Raw genomic sequence first — 16427 nt, forward strand, 5'->3', positions numbered from 1 at the left:
ATGCCTCCCCCATGAGGTAAACGCTAGCGGGAACAAGGCCAACCCACGCCAAAGGATTACCGCAAATGAAATTCTTCGTAGATACCGCCGAAATCGACGCCATTGCCGAACTCAACGACCTTGGCATGGTGGATGGCGTCACCACCAACCCCTCGCTGATCAAGAAATCCGGCCGCGACATCATCGAAGTCACCAAGGAGATCTGCGATCTGGTCGATGGTCCCGTCTCCGCCGAAGTCACCGCCACCGATGCCGAAACCATGATCGCCGAAGGGCGCAAGCTGGTCGAGATCGCCGAGAATATCGCCGTCAAGGTGCCGCTGACCTGGGATGGCCTCAAGGCCTGCAAGGCGCTGTCGGACGATGGGCACATGGTCAACGTGACGCTGTGCTTTTCGGCAAATCAGGCGCTTTTGGCGGCCAAGGCGGGCGCGACCTTCATCTCTCCCTTCATCGGGCGGCTCGATGACATCAACCTTGATGGCATGGAGCTGATCGAGGACATCCGCACCATCTACGACAACTACGGGTTCGAGACCGAGATCCTCGCCGCCTCGATCCGCACGGTGAACCATGTGCTGGACAGCGCCCGTATCGGCGCTGACGTGATCACCGCGCCCCCTGCCGTGATCAAATCCATGGTGAACCACCCGCTGACCGACAAGGGCCTTGATGCCTTCCTCGCCGACATCAAGGCGGCAGACATCAAGATCCTGTAACCTCTCCGGACAGCACATCCGGCTTCGAAAGGCGCTCTTATTCGGGGCGCCTTTTTCATGGCACAAGGCCCGCCCTGCCGGGTCAAGGGCCGCGCAAGCGGTCGCGCATCGCGCGATCCACCCTTGACGCGGCCTCTTCAAACACAATGGGTATGGCGCTTTGAGGGGGCATATCTCCCCCTCAAACGCTTCTCAGCACTCTTCAGAAGGTCCGCAAGGACCGCCCCGCCGGGCCTCGGCCCGGCGCCCGGCCCAACCGGCGAGGAGGCAGGCCATGGCTGCCCCGCAGCGGGCGGGAGAGCCGCCTGCCCCAGCCGGGACGTTCCGCCAATGCTCCAGCGCGGGACCGGGCGTTTCATCGGGCAAAAACCGCCTCACCCAGCCTCAACCCTTTCCCGACGGCCGAGTACACCGGGAAGGGCCTGCGTGTGGTGAGGTCGATCTCTCGCAGGATCCAGCCTTGGTCTTCGGCATCCAACAAGGAGGTGGACAAAGCGCGATCCGTAACCGGCGCAAGCCCTGTCCGCAAATCGGAGAAACGTACCGGTTGGGTTGCCTGCGCCAATACCGGCAAGGTCCAGCGTTTGCGCAGCAAGGCGCGTGCGGGATCTTCCCGAACCTGATCCAGAACCTGCGCCGCCATCCCGGCCGCGACCTCCCCTTTGGCGGTCAACTTGAATTCGGGGCGCAGCGGATGCCCGTGGCCGGGGTTGCGCATCAACAGCCCAAGCTCGATCAGATGGGCAAGACTGGCCCCAAAGGCCGTCCGCCCGGCCCCGCAGGCCGCAAGCAAGGGCGCCTGTCGTGCAGGAACTCCGCGATGCATCGCCGCCAGAATGTCGAGCGCCCAGGCCCGCGATGTCAGCTTGACAAGATCATTTATGTCCATAAAGTATAGTTACATTATTTTTAGAAAAGGAATAGTCTCAATGGCACTGGTTGATCTGACAAACGCCCTCACGATCGCGCTTTCCGTCACGGACCGGCATGCAAGCGCAAAATGGTACTCCGAAAAACTGGGGTTTGAGCTGCGCTTTCACATGGATGAGGCAGGCTGGAGTGAATTGCAGACCAAGACCGACAATGTGGTTCTGGGATTGGGCGAACAGTCCACCCCCACCCCCGGCAATGCGATCCCGGTGTTTGGCGTTACGGACCTCGACAGCGCCCGAACCGCCCTTGAGCAGGCCGGGGTGGCCTTTGATGGCCCGACCGAAACCATCGAGGGCATGGTCAAGCTCGCGACCTGCTATGACCCTGACAATAATGCGATCATGCTGGCGCAAGACCTGTCCCCGGCTGCCTGACGCCGAGGCGGACTTGGCAAGGAACTGCACGTATCGCTGCAGACGCGAAGGAAAAGCTAGAGACTGAACCCCCACCTGTGTTAGAAAACCTCAAAACCCGCACAGAGGTTCCAAAACACGATGAGCAGCATTCCCGCAGAAACACCTGACACCCTTCGCCAGAAGATCATCGAAAAGCCGGACATGGTTCTGGACGATCCGGCCGTCATGAACGCCCTGGTCGCCGCGAATGAGCGCGCGATGGGCTCCAACATCGTGGATCTGCGTGGCATCGCCATGGAGCGGCTCGAAGCGCGGCTGGACCGTCTTGAGGACACCCACCGCTCGGTTATCGCCGCAGCCTATGAAAACCTGGCCGGAACCAACCAGATTCACCGCGCCATCCTGCGCCTCCTGGATCCGGATGATTTTGCCGGTTTCCTGGCAAGCCTCGACAGTGAAATGGCCGCGATCCTGCGTGTCGATGCACTGGCGCTTGTCCTGGAAACCCGCCAGGACGACGGCTCTACCGCCGCAGAACGCATCGGTGATGTGCTGAAACCCGTCGCACCGGGCTTTGTTGCAGAATTCGCCGCCGCAGGCAGCCGGGGCGGATCCGACCATCAGGTCAGTCTGCGCCAGGTGCAGAGCGGCAGCGCCCGCATCTACGGCACCAAGGCCGAGTGGATCCGCTCAGAGGCCTGCCTGCGCCTTGATCTGGGCGACGGGCGCCTGCCAGGGATGCTGGTGCTTGGCTCCGAGGACCCCCACCAGTTCTCGCCCCAGCATGGCACCGATCTTCTGGCCTTCTTTGCCGGCGTCTTCGAACGGACGATGCGCCGCTGGCTGGCATGAGCCCGGCCCCTCAGGCGATGATCTCGGCGGCCTGCCGGGACGCGCTGCAGACCTGGCTGGAGAGCCTCAGCGCGCTTGGCGGCGCGGCCGACAACACCATCAACGCCTATCGCACCGATGTGAGCGGCTTTCTCGCCTTCATGACCACCCATCAGGGCGCGCCGCAGGGCCTTGGCGCGCTGGCGCAGATCTCCACCGCCGACATGCGCGCCTGGATGGCCTGCGAGCGCAGCACCGGAACTGGCGCGCGCTCGCTTGCGCGCAAGCTGAGTTCGGTCAAAAGCTTCTACCGCTGGCTGGCCGCCCGTGAAGGGTTCGAGCCAACCGCCGTTCTGGCCGTGCGGTCTCCGAAATTCCAGAAGAAACTGCCCCGCCCCCTGGCCGAAGACGCCGCCCGCGCGGTGATCGACACGGTTGAATTACAGTCGACAACGGATTGGATCGCGGCCCGGGATGTGGCGGTTGTCACGCTGCTTTATGGCTGCGGTTTGCGCATCTCCGAAGCGCTTGGTCTGACCGGCTCCGTTGCGCCCCTGCCGCCCGTGCTGCGCATTACCGGCAAGGGCGGCAAAGAGCGCGTGGTGCCGGTGATCGCTGCCGCGCGCGATGCTGTGGATCGCTACCTGCGCCTCAGCCCGCACCCGCAAGAGGCCACATTGCCCCTGTTTCGCGGGGCACGTGGCGGAGCCCTGAACCCACGGCTGGTGCAAAAGGCGATGGCGCAGGCGCGGGCGCAACTGGGCCTGCCTGCCTCGGCCACGCCCCATGCCCTGCGACATAGTTTTGCGACGCACCTGCTGGAGGCCGGCGGCGACCTGCGAGCCATCCAGGAGCTGTTGGGACATGCCTCCCTGTCGACGACCCAGGCCTATACCGCTGTGGACACCGCGCATTTGATGGATGTCTACAACCGGGCGCACCCAAAGGCCTGATCCGCTGCCCATTCCACGGCAAGATCCATAAAATCCAAAATATTTCAGAGGGCTGACGCAACCCCTTCTTAACCACGACTAGGGCATCACAGAGCAAACCGCTCCAGAAAGGATGCCCCATGTTCCACGATCCATCGCTCTTCCTTGATCAGGCCCCCGCGGCACCCGCGCACCCGGTTTCGCGCATCCGCTGCCCCCGTTCCGCTCCGAAATCGTCCTGGCCCACGCCGGGCGTCATGGGGGAACAGATGCAGCTGATCTTTGGCCCGTCTCCTTCGGATATCATGGGGTCGAACACCCCTGAGGGGAATAAAACCCTCCACTGAACCCTTGCGGGTTCTGCCCAAATTCGCCATCACGGGCGGATGACACCTCAGATCCGCGCCATTCTTGTCCACCTTTTGACCGCAACCGGAGCCGTCTTTGCCATGCTGGCAATGCTGGCCGCCGCGAATGCCGAGTGGAGCCTGATGTTCCTGTGGCTGGTCGTGGCCTTTGCGGTGGATGGTATCGATGGCCCGCTGGCGCGCCACTATCATGTGAAACGCTATGCGCCACAGTTCGATGGCGTCCTGCTGGACCTGATCATCGACTATCTGACCTATGTTTTCATTCCCGCTTTTGCGCTGTTCCAGTCGGGGCTGATGGCAGGCTGGACCGGCTGGTTCGCGATCATCGTCATCACCTTTGCCAGCGCGATGTATTTTGCTGACACACGAATGAAGACGAAGGACAACTCCTTTTCCGGCTTTCCGGGGTGCTGGAACATGCTGGTTCTGGTGATCTTTGCCCTCGAACCAAGCCACTGGACCAGCCTTGCCCTGGTGACGCTCCTGGCCGTGGCCATGTTCCTGCCGCTCAAGTTCATTCACCCGGTGCGCACCCAGCGCTGGCGGAAAGTTTCCTTGCCCGTTGCCCTGATCTGGACGGCCCTTGCAGGGTATGCCGCATGGATCGATTTTCACCCCGAAAGCTGGGCGCATTGGGGGCTAGTCGTGACCTCGCTCTATCTCCTGTTCGTGGGAATCCTGCAGCAGATCTTCCCGCCAAAGCGAGCGTGAACATCCGTCCCGCAGGCCTGCCACCTCCAAAACCCCTGATAGGACGGTAGGTTGAAAATGCGAAGCAAAGCCGTCTCAAATGGTGCACAGTTTGTCTTCCGCAAGGTAAGCACCCCTTAAAGCGGTGCTGCAAGGATGTCTGCATCTTTCGAGTATCCCCGTCGCGCGGCGACCGAGCAGGAGACATCGACATGCCTTCGATTTCCACCATTGGCGGCTTTTCACCAAGTCTGGCCCCGGGCCTTGCTGCAAAGCAGCCCCGACCACCCGAGCACAGCGGCCAAGTGGGGCCACCCGACCATGCCAAGGCCTGGGGCTGGCGCGCAAAACAGGCTGCGGCGGCAGAGACGGCACAACCGCCTGTGGAGCCCCCCTCAGAGGTGGCAGAACCGGCGAAAGTGGACGCTCTTCTCAGCGGCAGCTTCGGAGAGATCTCGTTGAAGATCGAGAATGCCGAAGGGGAATTCAAGATCGAGGTGTCACGCGATGAAGACGGGCTCAGCGTCGAGATAAAGGCCGAGACTGACCGCGGCGAAATCAAGATCGAATTCGAAAGCGGCGAACACGGCGGCATTGAGGTCGAGTTTGAAATGGGTGAGTTTGGGGAGATCTCGCTTTCCGTGTCCAATCTGGATGACAGCGATGGCGAAACGGCCATTGAACTCCTGGAGGGTACGGACGACCAGGAGAGTGGTTCAGCCCTGACGGAAACCGGCAGCGCCATCATGGAGACGATGGTCCTGAACACCACCCTGACTGCAGCCGCCCCGTCTGCAGCCGGTGCCATGTCCGAATACGAAAAGATTCAAGCGCTCTTCTCGTGAGTTCCCCCCACCCGAATTTCAGATAAGCAGCCCTGCTGCGCCTTCATGGCGAAGCAGGGCAACCTTGGTTTCGACACCACCCTGCCCCGAAAACCCGCCCAGACCCGAGCTGCCCAGCACCCGGTGGCAGGGAATGAGGATCGGAATTGGGTTGGCGCCACACGCATTGCCCACAGCCTGCGCCGAACTGCCAATCCGCCGGGCCAGATCTCCGTAGGTGCGCGTCTCCCCAAAGGGAATGGCGGCGATTTCCGCGCAGACCAACTGCTGATAGGCGGATCCCGTCACATTGAGCGGCAGGTCAAAAGTCTGCAAGCGCCTGGAGAAATAGGCCGTGATCTGCTCCACGGCCTCAACCAGAACCCCGTCCGATCCGGCACAAGATGCCTGTCCTGGCCCGGACCGCCGCCAGCTCAGACGTGAAATTGCGCCCTTTGTGGCAGTAACCGTCACCAGCCCCACCGGCGTCTGCAAGTCAGCGTGCTGCACCATTTCCATCCGATCCGTCTGTTTCCTCTGTTCCCTGCCTCTGCCTCTGCCTCTGGTCGGCAGACAGGAGCACAGCATTCGCCCTATTCTTTCCGCCTGGACGGCATCCTTTGGTATAGGTTTGGTAACCATCTGTCACACCCCCCTGCCCATGGGTGCGTGCCACGGCAGCACCAGCATTTGCTATCAATAAGTGACCGGCATCCGGAACTGACGCACTGTCGCTGAAGAGCCGGACCTGAACTTCACAGGATAGGTGAGCAAAGCTGGGATTAATAGGATCGGGATTGAGATATGCTGACACTGGATACGAACAAAACTGTCTGGAAGAACCCATTCAAGGGGCACAGCCCTATCCACGTGGATCCAATCCTGCGCAACGAAACGATCTATCATCTGACTGCGGTGCAGGAAAAAGAGAAGCTTCCCACACCCACCGAGCGCAAACTTGGCAGCGACGAGGGTATGGCGTTTCGTATCCAACGTGAGCTGGGCCTGAAGCCGGAAGAGAAGCAAACCGGAACCGCCCCGCAGGAGCCCCCCGCCAAACCATACAACCAGCAACTGAAGGAGATCGGGCTTGCTCCGGAATGGGGCAGCAAGGCGGACTCGTCAGACGAGGTCGGCGGTGGTGGCGCTTCACATGCGCAGGCCGAAATTTCCTCGGCAGCAAAGGCGCTCTGGCAGCAATATGTGGCGCTTCTGTCGGGGCGCGCGATCGGCCCTCTGCCAATGAGCGTCATCAATGCCGTCGCGAGCTATTCGTCCTCCAAGCAGGCCGTGGCCGCTTAAGACCAGCACTTACCCAAACACCACTCACCAGAACAGAACGCGCCGCCGAGACCCATCGAGGGTCCCGGCGGCGCGTCGGCCCTTGAAGGGCCTCCAATTGCCGTTCCGCTCAGGCGTCAGCCAAGCGCGCTGTTGCAGCGCCCGCAGACACCGGCATGGGCGTGATTGCCCACATCCGGCAGGATTTTCCAGCAACGCTGGCACTTTGCTCCCTCGGCCTTTTCAAAGACCACCGAGATACCCTCCACTTCGGGCATGCGGAAGGCTTCTGCCGGGGCGGGATCGCCGGTCAGCACCACGTCAGACGTGATACAGATATCGGCAAAGTTCACCGACTTCAGCGCCGCCAGAACCTCCGCATCGCGCAGATGCACCACGGGCGCGGCCTCAAGCGAGGCGCCGATCACCTTGTCGGTGCGCTGGATTTCCAGTGCCGAAGTCACGACCCGGCGGGCCTGACGAATCGACGCCCATTTCGCCGCAAGCGGCTCGTTCAGCCAGTCGGCGGGGGTCTCGGGGATATCCACAAGGTGGACCGAGCTGTCCTCGCCCGGATAGCGCTCCAGCCAGACCTCTTCCATGGTGAAGACCAGGATCGGCGCGAGCCAGGTGGTCAGCCGGTGGAACAGGATATCGAGCACCGTGCGCGCGGCGCGGGCATTCAGCGTGTCGCCATCGCAGTAGAGCGCATCCTTGCGAATGTCGAAGTAGAAGGCCGACAGGTCCACCGTGGCAAAGTTGAAGATCGCCTGCCACACGCCATTGAAATCAAAGGCCTTGTAGCCTTGGCGCACGGTGTGATCCAGCTCGGCCAGACGGTGCAGCACCCATTGCTCCAGCTCGGGCATATCGGCGGGGGCGACGCGCTGATCCTCGGTGAAATCGCCAAGGCTGCCGAGCATGAAACGCATGGTGTTGCGCAACCGGCGATAGCTGTCGGCGGTGCCCTTCAGGATCTCCGGGCCGATCCGCTGGTCGGCGGTGTAGTCGGTCTGAGCCACCCAGAGACGCAGGATATCGGCGCCGTACTGCTGCACGACCTTTTCCGGCACGATGGTGTTGCCCAGGGATTTGGACATCTTCATGCCCTTCTCATCCAGCGTAAAGCCGTGGGTCACCACATTACGGTAAGGCGCGCGGCCAAGGGTGCCGCAGGCCTCCAAGAGGGACGAGTGGAACCAGCCGCGGTGCTGGTCGGTCCCCTCCATATAGACATCGGCGATACCGTCCTCGGTGCCGTCTTCGCGGTCGCGCAGCACAAAGGCATGGGTGGAGCCGGAATCGAACCACACATCCAGCACGTCAAAGACCTGATCGTAGGCCTCCGGGTCGACGATGCCGCCCAGAACCTGTTCCTTGAAGCCGTCCTCATACCAGACATCCGCGCCTTTTTCGTCAAAGGCAGCGACGATGCGGGCGTTCACCTCATCATTGCGCAAGAGGAAGTCCGCATCGGTCGGCAGGGCGCCTTTCTTGGTAAAGCAGGTCAGCGGCACACCCCAGGCGCGCTGACGCGACAGGACCCAGTCGGGGCGGGCTTCGATCATCGAATAAAGCCGGTTGCGACCGGTCTGCGGCGTCCATTTCACCAGCTGATCGATAGAGGTCAGGGCGCGCTCACGGATGGTCTTGCCGTAATTGTCGAGCCCATCGCCCAGCTCGCGATCCACAGCCACGAACCACTGCGGCGTGTTGCGATAGATGATCGGCGCCTTGGAACGCCAGGAATGCGGGTAGCTGTGCTTGATCTTGCCACGCGCCATCAGCCCGCCGACCTCGACCAGCTTGTCGATCACCGCCTTGTTGGCATCGCCCTCGCCGCCCTTGCGGTTGAGGATATATTTGCCGCCAAAGAAGGGCAGATCGGCCCGGAAGGAGCCATCGTCCATCACATTGTAGGTGATGACCTGCTCCAGCATGCCAAGGTCACGATAGAGTTCGAATTCCTCCATCCCGTGGCTGGGCGCGCAGTGGACAAAGCCGGTGCCTTCGGTGTCGGTCACAAAATCGGCTGCGCGGAAATCGCGGATGTCGTCCCATTCGCCATTGCCGCCGTCGGCGCCTGCCAGCGGGTGGGTAAGGCCGATGCCAGCAAGATCCGCGACCGGCACATCGGCCACGCGGGTGTACTGGTCTTCCTCAAGCCGCGCGCGTTTGAACACATCTGCCGCCAGGTTGTCGGCCAGCACGTATTTATCGCCCACCTTGACCCAGGATTCCTCGGGCGTGCCGGTGACCTCGTAAAGGCCGTAGGCAATGTCTTCGCCGTAAACCACGGCCTTGTTCGAGGGCATGGTCCACGGGGTGGTGGTCCAGATCACCACATAGGCACCGGCCAGTTTGTGATCGGCAGGCTCTGCCACCTTGAACTTCACCCAGATGGTGAAGCTTTCCTTGTCGTGGTATTCCACCTCGGCCTCGGCCAGGGCGGTTTTCTCGACCGGGGACCACATCACGGGTTTTGAGCCCTGATAGAGGCTGCCGTTCATCAGGAACTTCTGGAATTCGCCCGCGATCACCGCCTCGGCGTGGTAATCCATGGTGAGATAGGGATCGGCCCAGTTGCCGGTGATGCCCAGACGCTTGAACTCCTCGCGCTGGATGTCGACCCATTCATCGGCAAAGGCGCGGCATTCCTGGCGGAACTCGACGACCGGCACGGCGTCCTTGTTCTTGCCCTTCTTGCGGTACTGTTCCTCGATCTTCCATTCGATCGGCAGACCGTGGCAATCCCAGCCCGGCACATAGCGCGCATCAAAGCCCATCATCTGGTGCGAACGCACGATGATGTCCTTGATGGTCTTGTTCAGCGCATGCCCGATGTGCAGATGCCCGTTCGCATAAGGAGGGCCGTCATGCAGCGTAAAGGGCTGGCGGCCCGTCGCGTTTTCCCGCAGGCGGTCATAGACGCCGATCCTGGCCCAACGCTCCAGCCATGCGGGCTCGCGGTTCGGCAGGCCCGCGCGCATGGGGAAATCGGTCTTGGGCAGGTTCAGCGTGTCTTTATAGTCGGGGGTCTGGGGCGTGTCGGCGCACATCGGTGGCGTCCTTTGAATAGCTGTTCGGTCTTGGGATATTCGGTTCGGTGCGATGGCTCAAGCACCTTTGCCCGGCGGCTCATGCGTTCCCGCAAAGGGGATCAGAGCGCCGGGTACGTAATTCGAATAATGATGGCCGCGCGGTGGGACATGAGCGCCTTATAGGGCGGCTTTGGACAAGGGTAAAGCGATAGAGCGATGCGACAGGCTTCCCTTTGGCGCATCATTCAGCACAGCACTGTTGTCCAATGCACCTCAGAAGTGTAATCACGATGGCACAATCAATTAAACAACCACTACAGGGTCTTTTCGTGAAATCTTACATGCTTCCCGTGCTGATTGCAGTCAGCGCTACACTTTCGGCGTGCTCTTCTGAGCAAACACCCAGTCAAACCTATGCCGAAACGTTGCAAACAACGGAACAACTGCCCGTATCGACGAGCATCACCCTGACCGAAGCCGGCAAAAAGCTTCCGCTGGAAACCGGTACAAAAACATGGATTAGCCTGAGCCAACCCGAGTTGAATGAAGCCAACCCGATCATGTCCGAAGCGGATTGCACCCTAAAAAGTGCTGCTTTTACTGGCACTGTCAAAGCCCCGGCCAAGCTGAACCTGCCCAGTTTTGGCCGTGCGACGCCCCCGATGACCATCACCTGCACGGATGGAAACGATACGGTTACGAAGACCGTTGAGGTTGCCAACCTGACCCAGCTCAAGGCGCAGGAACAGGCCGCGGGGCAAATGATCTGGGGTGGCGGTCTGCTGGGGGCAGCCGTCTTGGCCGGGATGTCGAGTGAACGTGACAAATCCAAGGACTTCTACGGCTACCCTCCGAAAATCCAGCTCCAGTAGATCGGCCTGGCGGAACGCCCCACAATACAGCCTCAGAGGTCCGTTGCAGGGCCTCGGGGCGCAAAATTAACGTAGTTTCAGGACAGTTTGACAGGTCATTAAACCGTTTCGCGCGCGAAACATTTGTGGCCGCCTTCAGGCGTGGAACAACAACCCAACCCCATAGGCCATCGCCGCTGCAGCACCGCCGATGAGCAGGGTCTCCCCCCCCGAACGCCACCAGGGCGCAAGGGACCAACGGCTTTTGAAGGCACCGATGGCAAAGAAGCAGGCCATGGTCATCCAGGACGAGATCGCAAAGGCATTGGCAAGCCCGAACAGGAAGGGCAGCAGCGGCACCATCCCCGCCACCATAAAGGCGGCAAAGGTGGCCAAGGCCGCCTTCATCGGGCGCGGATCGACGCCGGCCAGCCCGTATTCCCCCTCGATCATCAGATCGACCCAGGTGTCGCGGCTCTTGCAGATCTCGTCCGTCGCCTCCTCCAGCACACGGCCGCTCAGTCCCTTGAGACGCAGGATCTCGCGCACCTCGCCCCGCTCGCCGTCCGGGTAGGTATCGATATGGTGGTTCTCGATGCGGCGCAGGCGGCGGATGTCATCGAGTTCGGCCTTGGTGCCGGAATAGTTCCCGGCGGCCATGGAAAACCCGTCTGCCAGCACATTGGCCAGCCCCAGCGCAACGATGACAAAAGGCGACAGCCCGGCCCCCGCGACACCGGCCACGATGGCAAAAGTGGTGACCGAACCGTCGATGCCGCCATAGACGATATCCCGCAACAGACCCCGACCTGGCGGCGATCCAATACGCTTGCGGATCTCCTCCGGGCTGTGGCCGTGCTCTCCTACCATGTCGAAAATTCCCCTGTTCGCTGCTGCCCACCCTATAGCATGAGGCCAGGCGGACCTTGCGACAGATCAACATGTCCCCCTCCCCTTTTGCCGCGAATAGTCGTATCAGGCTGGACGCGACCCTCTTACAGGTGATCCATGTCCGAATACGCCCCTGACGACGCCCCCTTGCGCCGCTTCGATGTGACCCGCACAGAGATCGACCGGGTGGTGGGCGTCTTTTACGCCCGCATCCGCAGCCATCCCGCCCTTGGCCCGGTCTTTGCCGCCCATGTGAGCAACTGGCCCGAGCACGAAGACAAGATCGCCCGGTTCTGGCGCAACGCAATCCTGCGCGACAAGTGCTACAGCGGCAATCCGATGCGTGTGCATGTGACGCGCCCTGACGTCAGGGCCGAACATTTTCCCCAATGGCTCGCCCTGTTTCACGAGGTCCTTCAGGCGGAACTCCCCGCGCAGACGGCCGCCAGCTGGGGCGCCCTCGCGGACAGGATCGGCGAGGGCTTCAGAACAGGCGTTGTGGCCATGCGCCAGCCAAAGGATGCAGTTCCGAACCTGTTCTGACGTTCTGTTGTGACGACCGGCCGCGCCGCGCCAGCGGCGCCGGGCCCAACGGGGCGAGGCCGTCGCCAGACGGCCGCAGCCCGGGCGGGAGCTGCACCTTTCCCTTCGGTCACAGCCGCCAGCCAGCCCAAACCGCTAGGTTTTGCGCTTTGAAAACAGGCCCGACAGCGCGCCCTGGACCACCTTGCGGGTCGAAGGCTTGCGATGCGCGGAAAACGGCATCGGCCGGCACACCTCCATCGCCGCGATACCCACCCGCGCCGACAGCGCCCCGTTGACCACGCCCTCACCGAACCGGCGCGACAGTTTCGACAGGACCGAGCCACCCAGAACCGACTCCAGCATGTCATCGCCTGCCGCAACGGCCCCCGTCGCCACAAGATGCGCCAGAACCGCCCGCATCAGCCGCCAGGAACTGAAAAGCCCCGACCGGCCGCCATAAATCTCAGCCACCCGGCGGATCATCCGCACCGAAGCCGTCAGCGCCACCACCACATCCGCAAGCGCCAGGGGCACCAGTGCCGTTACCATCGCCACCTGCCGCGCTGCGGCCTCGACCTCAATCAGGGCCTGCGCATCCAGCGGCGCCAGCAATTCCTCTTCAACGAGGTCCAGCACCGCATCGCCATCCATCACCTCGCCGCTACGCTCCGCCAGACGGGCGCGCTGCCAGCTCAGGTCTGCGCGATGGGCATAAAAGCGGTCTATCCGATCCTGAACCTGCCGCGCAGCGGAGATATCCACGGGCGCGGAGGCCCGCGCCTGCGCAGCGGTGCGGCGCAGATCGTCCACCCGGCGCAATCGCGCAATCGCCAGCCCTTCCCACACCAGCATGACCAGCGCCAAAGCCAGCAGGATCACCAGCCCTGCACTGACCGCCCAGCCCAGAAGCGGGATCCGCGCAACCAGGGATGTGGCAAAATCCCAGGCAGCGACCGAGACCACCGCCCCAACAAGCGCCAGCAGCATGCCCCAGAACCATCGCGACAGGCGCGAGCCTGGGCGGGCCGCCAGACGGGCCGCCCGCTCCAGCGCCGCGGGCGAGGCCTCCGGCCCCGCAAGAGGCGCGATGTCCGGCACCGGCGCGGCCTCGCTCACCCCGGGCGCGGGCTTGGCGTCATGCTCAAGATCAAAAATAACGGGGCCCTGGGTCATGCAGGTTCCTCCAGCTTGCCATCACACGAAGGCCAGACGAATTCGATATCCGGCAGGCCCTCTTCATTGCGATTCCCGTCGCTGCGCCGGACCTCGGCAAAACCTTCACGCCGATAGAACCGCTGCGCGCCCTGATTGGCCTGAAAGGTCCAGAGACTGAGCCGCAGCGTTTCAGCCTCCGTGCCGACCTGCCCCTTTGCAGCATCCAGGAGCCGCTTTCCGATCCCCCTGCCGCAGGCCTCGGTGGCCACGTAAAGAGAGCAGATTTCCCCGCCGTCCCGCGCCAGAAATCCCAGGATCCCCCCCTCCGCTTCAGCCACCGTGACCCAGCCTCGGTCGATCATCTCCCCGCAAAAGGCAATGGTTTCGGCCCCTGTATAAAGATCAGGCATCCACGCGGTTTCTTTCGAGAACCCATGCAGGATCTCGCCAATCTGTCCGGCATCGGTCGAACGGGCAGGCCGCAAGGTCAGGCTCATAGCCGATCTCCGATCAGGAATTCCGCCGCCCGGTCCAGCCGGATATGCGGCGGGCCGTCACCGGGTTTGAGATCCAGGACCGCAGGCGCGAAGTGCATCGTCTTGTAGTCCCCTTCCAGCCAACGCTCGGCGCCCTGACGGGCCGGGACAAGCAGCTTGCCCGGATCCTGCGGCAATGCGCCGGGATAAAAGGCTGCCTGTCGGCCGCTGTCCAGCAGGGTGCCCCGCACACACGGCAGATCGCGCCCCTCGTGCGAGCGCATTTCCTCGGTCGTCGCCCGGATCGAGGCCAGCGCAAGCGCTGCCGTCTGCGCCCCGGCAAAGCGGGCGCGATCCCGTGCGTCGCGGGTCAGCGCTTCGATCACGGACGTCAACTGCGGGTGCTGCTCGTGGTGCAGATGATCCGCCTTCGTCGCTGCAAAGAGGATCTTCTCAACCCGTTTTCCGCCCAGAATTCGCGTCAGAAACCGATTGCGGCCGGGCCGGAAGGCGCCAAGGATATCCGCCATCGACTGGCGCAGGTCCTCGACCGCGGGCGGCCCGGAATGAATGGCCCCCAGGGCATCTACCAGCACCACCTGCCGGTCGATCCGTGAGAAATGATCGCGGAAGAACGGCCTGACCACCTGCGCCTTGTAGGCCTCATAACGCCGCGCCATCTCGCGGCGCAGGCTGCCACGCGGCGGCTTTTCCTGCCCGGCCCGCAATGGTGCAAAGGTCAGAACCGGCGATCCTGCCAAATCGCCCGGCAACAGGAACCGACCCGGCGTGCAATCGTAAAACCCCGCTTTGCGAGCGGCGGTCAGGTAGTCGGTGAAGGCCGCGGCAAGCGCCTGGGCCTGTGGCTCTTCATGGGGCGCTCCGGCGTTGCATGAGGCAACCGCCGCGAGGAAAGACTTCGCTTCGGCGCGCGGCTTGATCCGCGTCAGAACCTCGTTTGACCAATCATCATAGGTCTTGTCGAGCAGCGACAGATCCAGCAGCCACTCCCCCGGATAGTCCACGATATCGAGGTGCAGCACACGTGACCCCTGAAGGCCCGCCAAAAGGCCCGTGGGCCGCACCTTGAGGCTCAGCCGCAGTTCTGAGACGGCCCGCGTGCTGTCAGGCCAGTGCGGCGCCGGACCGGTCAGGGCCGCCAGGTGGTTTTCATAGTCAAAGCGCGGCACCGTGTCATCGGGCTGGGGCTGCAGAAAGGCCGTCTCGATCCGCCCCTCGCGCGCCGCCGACAACTGCAGCATGCGGCCCCGGTTCATAAGGTTGGCCACCAGCGAGGTGATGAAAACGGTCTTGCCCGCCCGCGCAAGCCCCGTCACGCCAAGACGCAGGGACGGCTCGAAAAGGGCCTCGGACAGGCCGCTGCCCAGGGCCTCGACCCTGCGGGCCGTGCTGTCGGCTAGGGATGTCAGTACCACGCGCCTGCCTTTGTTCTGCTCTGCCACTTGCTTCGGTCGTTGCGCCGATTCAGTCAAGATAGGAAGGAAGGCGCGGCGATACCAGTGCAGGGCGTGCCATCCCCAAGGGGCTTGCCTCAGCCTGTGGCCCGCGCTACTGCCCCGCCATGGCACGCTATGCTTTGAAAGTCGAATATCACGGAGCTCCTTTTGCCGGGTGGCAAAGGCAGAAGGATCAGCCTTCGGTGCAAGGCGCGATCGAGGCGGCTCTGGCGCGGCTTGAGCCGGGGGAGCACACGATTGCCGCCGCAGGGCGCACGGATGCCGGGGTTCATGCGCTGGGGCAAGTGGCCCATTGCGACCTTGCAAAAGACTGGGATCCCTTCCGTCTGTCCGAAGCGTTGAACTATCACCTGAAACCGGAGCCGGTGGCGATCACGGCCTGCGCAAGGGTGGCCGATGACTGGCACGCGCGGTTCTCTGCCGTCGAGCGCCAGTATCTCTTCCGCATCCTGATGCGCCGCGCCCCGGCCACCCATGAGGCCGGACAGGTCTGGCAGATCTCCCATGATCTGAATGTGGAGGCGATGCAGGAGGCGGCAGATCACCTGTTGGGCCGCCATGACTTCACCACCTTCCGCTCGTCGATCTGCCAGGCGCAAAGCCCGGTCAAGACGCTGGACGAGTTGCGCGTTGAGAGGGTTGCCGGCTTCACTGGTCCCGAAGTGCACTTTCACGTGCGCGCCCGCAGCTTCCTGCACAACCAGGTGCGCAGCTTTGTCGGCACGCTGGAGCGGGTCGGCGCGGGCAGCTGGACGCCACAGGGCGTGAAGGGCGCTCTTGAGGCCTGCGACCGCGCCGCCTGCGGCCCGGTCTGCCCGGGACATGGCCTCTACCTTGCCCGCGTAGGCTATCCTGACCCGGTGTTCACCGAAGACCACGAATAAAATACAAGCTCTCCCGCGCCTTTCCCCGCATCACAGATGCGCAAGAAAGCCTTGGGCCCGGCGCCGCTGACGCGGCGCGGTCCCTCTTTAGCCGCCGGGTCAAGGGCGGCTCTGCCGCCGCGCGGCACGCGCGGTTTACCCTTGAGGCGGCAGCCGATACCACAATCGAACACGCGCGTTCAGGGGCAC

Annotated in this window: 18 protein-coding genes; 11 read left to right on the forward strand and 7 right to left on the reverse strand. The window is 62.8% G+C overall.

The features are described from left to right. The first annotated feature begins 65 nt into the window (after positions 1 to 65). Positions 66 to 719 (forward strand): fructose-6-phosphate aldolase, encoded by a 654-nt coding sequence (gene fsa, locus AADA15_RS08725; RefSeq protein ID WP_341641171.1) that lies wholly within the window; start codon positions 66 to 68, stop codon positions 717 to 719. A 355-nt stretch (positions 720 to 1074) separates the two neighbouring features. On the opposite strand, the gene AADA15_RS08730 is transcribed toward fsa, so the two are convergent. Continuing rightward, entirely contained in the window at positions 1075 to 1608 is a 534-nt protein-coding gene (locus tag AADA15_RS08730; RefSeq protein ID WP_341641172.1) for a transcriptional regulator, read from the reverse strand. Between the two features lie 40 nt (positions 1609 to 1648). Here AADA15_RS08730 and AADA15_RS08735 point away from each other — a divergent pair, with 40 nt between their 5' ends. From AADA15_RS08735 to AADA15_RS08760, 6 genes are all read left to right on the forward strand, one after another. Further along, on the forward strand, positions 1649 to 2026 hold the full coding sequence (locus AADA15_RS08735; protein ID WP_341641173.1) for a VOC family protein: 378 nt from the start codon (positions 1649 to 1651) through the stop codon (positions 2024 to 2026). A 120-nt stretch (positions 2027 to 2146) separates the two neighbouring features. Then, the gene (locus AADA15_RS08740) at positions 2147 to 2860 is read left to right on the forward strand and encodes a DUF484 family protein (RefSeq protein WP_341641174.1); all 714 of its coding nucleotides are present in this window, start codon (positions 2147 to 2149) and stop codon (positions 2858 to 2860) included. After that, positions 2857 to 3792 (forward strand): tyrosine recombinase XerC, encoded by a 936-nt coding sequence (locus AADA15_RS08745; RefSeq protein ID WP_341641175.1) that lies wholly within the window; start codon positions 2857 to 2859, stop codon positions 3790 to 3792. Before AADA15_RS08740 ends, AADA15_RS08745 begins: the two co-directional genes overlap by 4 nt. A 119-nt stretch (positions 3793 to 3911) precedes the next feature. After that, complete coding sequence (locus AADA15_RS08750) at positions 3912 to 4118, forward strand: hypothetical protein (RefSeq protein WP_341641176.1); 207 nt, start codon at positions 3912 to 3914, stop codon at positions 4116 to 4118. 39 nt (positions 4119 to 4157) lie between these two features. Next, entirely contained in the window at positions 4158 to 4853 is a 696-nt protein-coding gene (locus AADA15_RS08755; RefSeq protein WP_341641177.1) for a CDP-alcohol phosphatidyltransferase family protein, read from the forward strand. Positions 4854 to 5044: 191 nt separating this feature from the next. Then, positions 5045 to 5677: a hypothetical protein gene (locus AADA15_RS08760; RefSeq protein ID WP_341641178.1), complete on the forward strand. Its 633-nt coding sequence runs from the start codon at positions 5045 to 5047 to the stop codon at positions 5675 to 5677. Positions 5678 to 5695: 18 nt separating this feature from the next. Here AADA15_RS08760 and AADA15_RS08765 read toward each other — a convergent pair whose 3' ends face one another. Further along, complete coding sequence (locus tag AADA15_RS08765) at positions 5696 to 6175, reverse strand: methylated-DNA--[protein]-cysteine S-methyltransferase (protein WP_341641179.1); 480 nt, start codon at positions 6173 to 6175, stop codon at positions 5696 to 5698. A 285-nt stretch (positions 6176 to 6460) separates the two neighbouring features. Here AADA15_RS08765 and AADA15_RS08770 point away from each other — a divergent pair, with 285 nt between their 5' ends. Next, a complete protein-coding gene (locus AADA15_RS08770) occupies positions 6461 to 6958 on the forward strand; it encodes a hypothetical protein (RefSeq protein WP_341641180.1) in 498 nt (165 codons plus the stop codon). Positions 6959 to 7074: 116 nt separating this feature from the next. Here the strand turns inward: AADA15_RS08770 and ileS are convergent, their stop codons facing one another. Beyond that, positions 7075 to 9996, reverse strand: coding sequence for an isoleucine--tRNA ligase (gene ileS, locus AADA15_RS08775; protein WP_341641181.1), 2922 nt, complete (start codon positions 9994 to 9996; stop codon positions 7075 to 7077). 272 nt (positions 9997 to 10268) lie between these two features. On the opposite strand from ileS, the gene AADA15_RS08780 reads away from it, so the two are divergent. After that, positions 10269 to 10850: a hypothetical protein gene (locus AADA15_RS08780; RefSeq protein ID WP_341641182.1), complete on the forward strand. Its 582-nt coding sequence runs from the start codon at positions 10269 to 10271 to the stop codon at positions 10848 to 10850. A 135-nt stretch (positions 10851 to 10985) separates the two neighbouring features. Here the strand turns inward: AADA15_RS08780 and AADA15_RS08785 are convergent, their stop codons facing one another. After that, the gene (locus tag AADA15_RS08785; RefSeq protein WP_341641183.1) at positions 10986 to 11699 is read right to left on the reverse strand and encodes a VIT1/CCC1 transporter family protein; all 714 of its coding nucleotides are present in this window, start codon (positions 11697 to 11699) and stop codon (positions 10986 to 10988) included. 138 nt (positions 11700 to 11837) lie between these two features. Here AADA15_RS08785 and AADA15_RS08790 point away from each other — a divergent pair, with 138 nt between their 5' ends. Then, complete coding sequence (locus AADA15_RS08790; RefSeq protein ID WP_341641184.1) at positions 11838 to 12263, forward strand: group III truncated hemoglobin; 426 nt, start codon at positions 11838 to 11840, stop codon at positions 12261 to 12263. A 135-nt stretch (positions 12264 to 12398) separates the two neighbouring features. On the opposite strand, the gene AADA15_RS08795 is transcribed toward AADA15_RS08790, so the two are convergent. The 3 genes from AADA15_RS08795 to AADA15_RS08805 are packed head-to-tail and all read right to left on the reverse strand — an operon-like array spanning position 12399 to position 15312. Beyond that, entirely contained in the window at positions 12399 to 13418 is a 1020-nt protein-coding gene (locus AADA15_RS08795; protein ID WP_341641185.1) for a YcjF family protein, read from the reverse strand. Continuing rightward, complete coding sequence (locus AADA15_RS08800) at positions 13415 to 13897, reverse strand: GNAT family N-acetyltransferase (RefSeq protein ID WP_341641186.1); 483 nt, start codon at positions 13895 to 13897, stop codon at positions 13415 to 13417. Before AADA15_RS08800 ends, AADA15_RS08795 begins: the two co-directional genes overlap by 4 nt. Beyond that, complete coding sequence (locus AADA15_RS08805; RefSeq protein ID WP_341641187.1) at positions 13894 to 15312, reverse strand: YcjX family GTP-binding protein; 1419 nt, start codon at positions 15310 to 15312, stop codon at positions 13894 to 13896. Before AADA15_RS08805 ends, AADA15_RS08800 begins: the two co-directional genes overlap by 4 nt. A 146-nt stretch (positions 15313 to 15458) precedes the next feature. On the opposite strand from AADA15_RS08805, the gene truA reads away from it, so the two are divergent. Then, positions 15459 to 16238, forward strand: coding sequence for a tRNA pseudouridine(38-40) synthase TruA (gene truA / locus AADA15_RS08810; protein WP_341641188.1), 780 nt, complete (start codon positions 15459 to 15461; stop codon positions 16236 to 16238). Positions 16239 to 16427 lie beyond the last annotated feature (189 nt).

Origin of the sequence: Phycobacter sedimenti, from assembly GCF_038148855.1 — a bacterium.
Taxonomy (GTDB): Bacteria; Pseudomonadota; Alphaproteobacteria; order Rhodobacterales; family Rhodobacteraceae; genus Phycobacter; species Phycobacter sedimenti.

Excerpts from the sequence above, each read along its gene's own strand:
- fsa (WP_341641171.1), top strand. The coding sequence starts at position 66 with ATGAAATTCTTCGTAGATACCGCCGAAATCGACGCCATTGCCGAACTC.
- AADA15_RS08730 (WP_341641172.1), bottom strand. The coding sequence starts at position 1,608 with ATGGACATAAATGATCTTGTCAAGCTGACATCGCGGGCCTGGGCGCTC.
- AADA15_RS08735 (WP_341641173.1), top strand. The coding sequence starts at position 1,649 with ATGGCACTGGTTGATCTGACAAACGCCCTCACGATCGCGCTTTCCGTC.
- AADA15_RS08740 (WP_341641174.1), top strand. The coding sequence starts at position 2,147 with ATGAGCAGCATTCCCGCAGAAACACCTGACACCCTTCGCCAGAAGATC.
- AADA15_RS08745 (WP_341641175.1), top strand. The coding sequence starts at position 2,857 with ATGAGCCCGGCCCCTCAGGCGATGATCTCGGCGGCCTGCCGGGACGCG.
- AADA15_RS08750 (WP_341641176.1), top strand. The coding sequence starts at position 3,912 with ATGTTCCACGATCCATCGCTCTTCCTTGATCAGGCCCCCGCGGCACCC.
- AADA15_RS08755 (WP_341641177.1), top strand. The coding sequence starts at position 4,158 with ATGACACCTCAGATCCGCGCCATTCTTGTCCACCTTTTGACCGCAACC.
- AADA15_RS08760 (WP_341641178.1), top strand. The coding sequence starts at position 5,045 with ATGCCTTCGATTTCCACCATTGGCGGCTTTTCACCAAGTCTGGCCCCG.
- AADA15_RS08765 (WP_341641179.1), bottom strand. The coding sequence starts at position 6,175 with ATGGAAATGGTGCAGCACGCTGACTTGCAGACGCCGGTGGGGCTGGTG.
- AADA15_RS08770 (WP_341641180.1), top strand. The coding sequence starts at position 6,461 with ATGCTGACACTGGATACGAACAAAACTGTCTGGAAGAACCCATTCAAG.
- ileS (WP_341641181.1), bottom strand. The coding sequence starts at position 9,996 with ATGTGCGCCGACACGCCCCAGACCCCCGACTATAAAGACACGCTGAAC.
- AADA15_RS08780 (WP_341641182.1), top strand. The coding sequence starts at position 10,269 with ATGGCACAATCAATTAAACAACCACTACAGGGTCTTTTCGTGAAATCT.
- AADA15_RS08785 (WP_341641183.1), bottom strand. The coding sequence starts at position 11,699 with ATGGTAGGAGAGCACGGCCACAGCCCGGAGGAGATCCGCAAGCGTATT.
- AADA15_RS08790 (WP_341641184.1), top strand. The coding sequence starts at position 11,838 with ATGTCCGAATACGCCCCTGACGACGCCCCCTTGCGCCGCTTCGATGTG.
- AADA15_RS08795 (WP_341641185.1), bottom strand. The coding sequence starts at position 13,418 with ATGACCCAGGGCCCCGTTATTTTTGATCTTGAGCATGACGCCAAGCCC.
- AADA15_RS08800 (WP_341641186.1), bottom strand. The coding sequence starts at position 13,897 with ATGAGCCTGACCTTGCGGCCTGCCCGTTCGACCGATGCCGGACAGATT.
- truA (WP_341641188.1), top strand. The coding sequence starts at position 15,459 with ATGGCACGCTATGCTTTGAAAGTCGAATATCACGGAGCTCCTTTTGCC.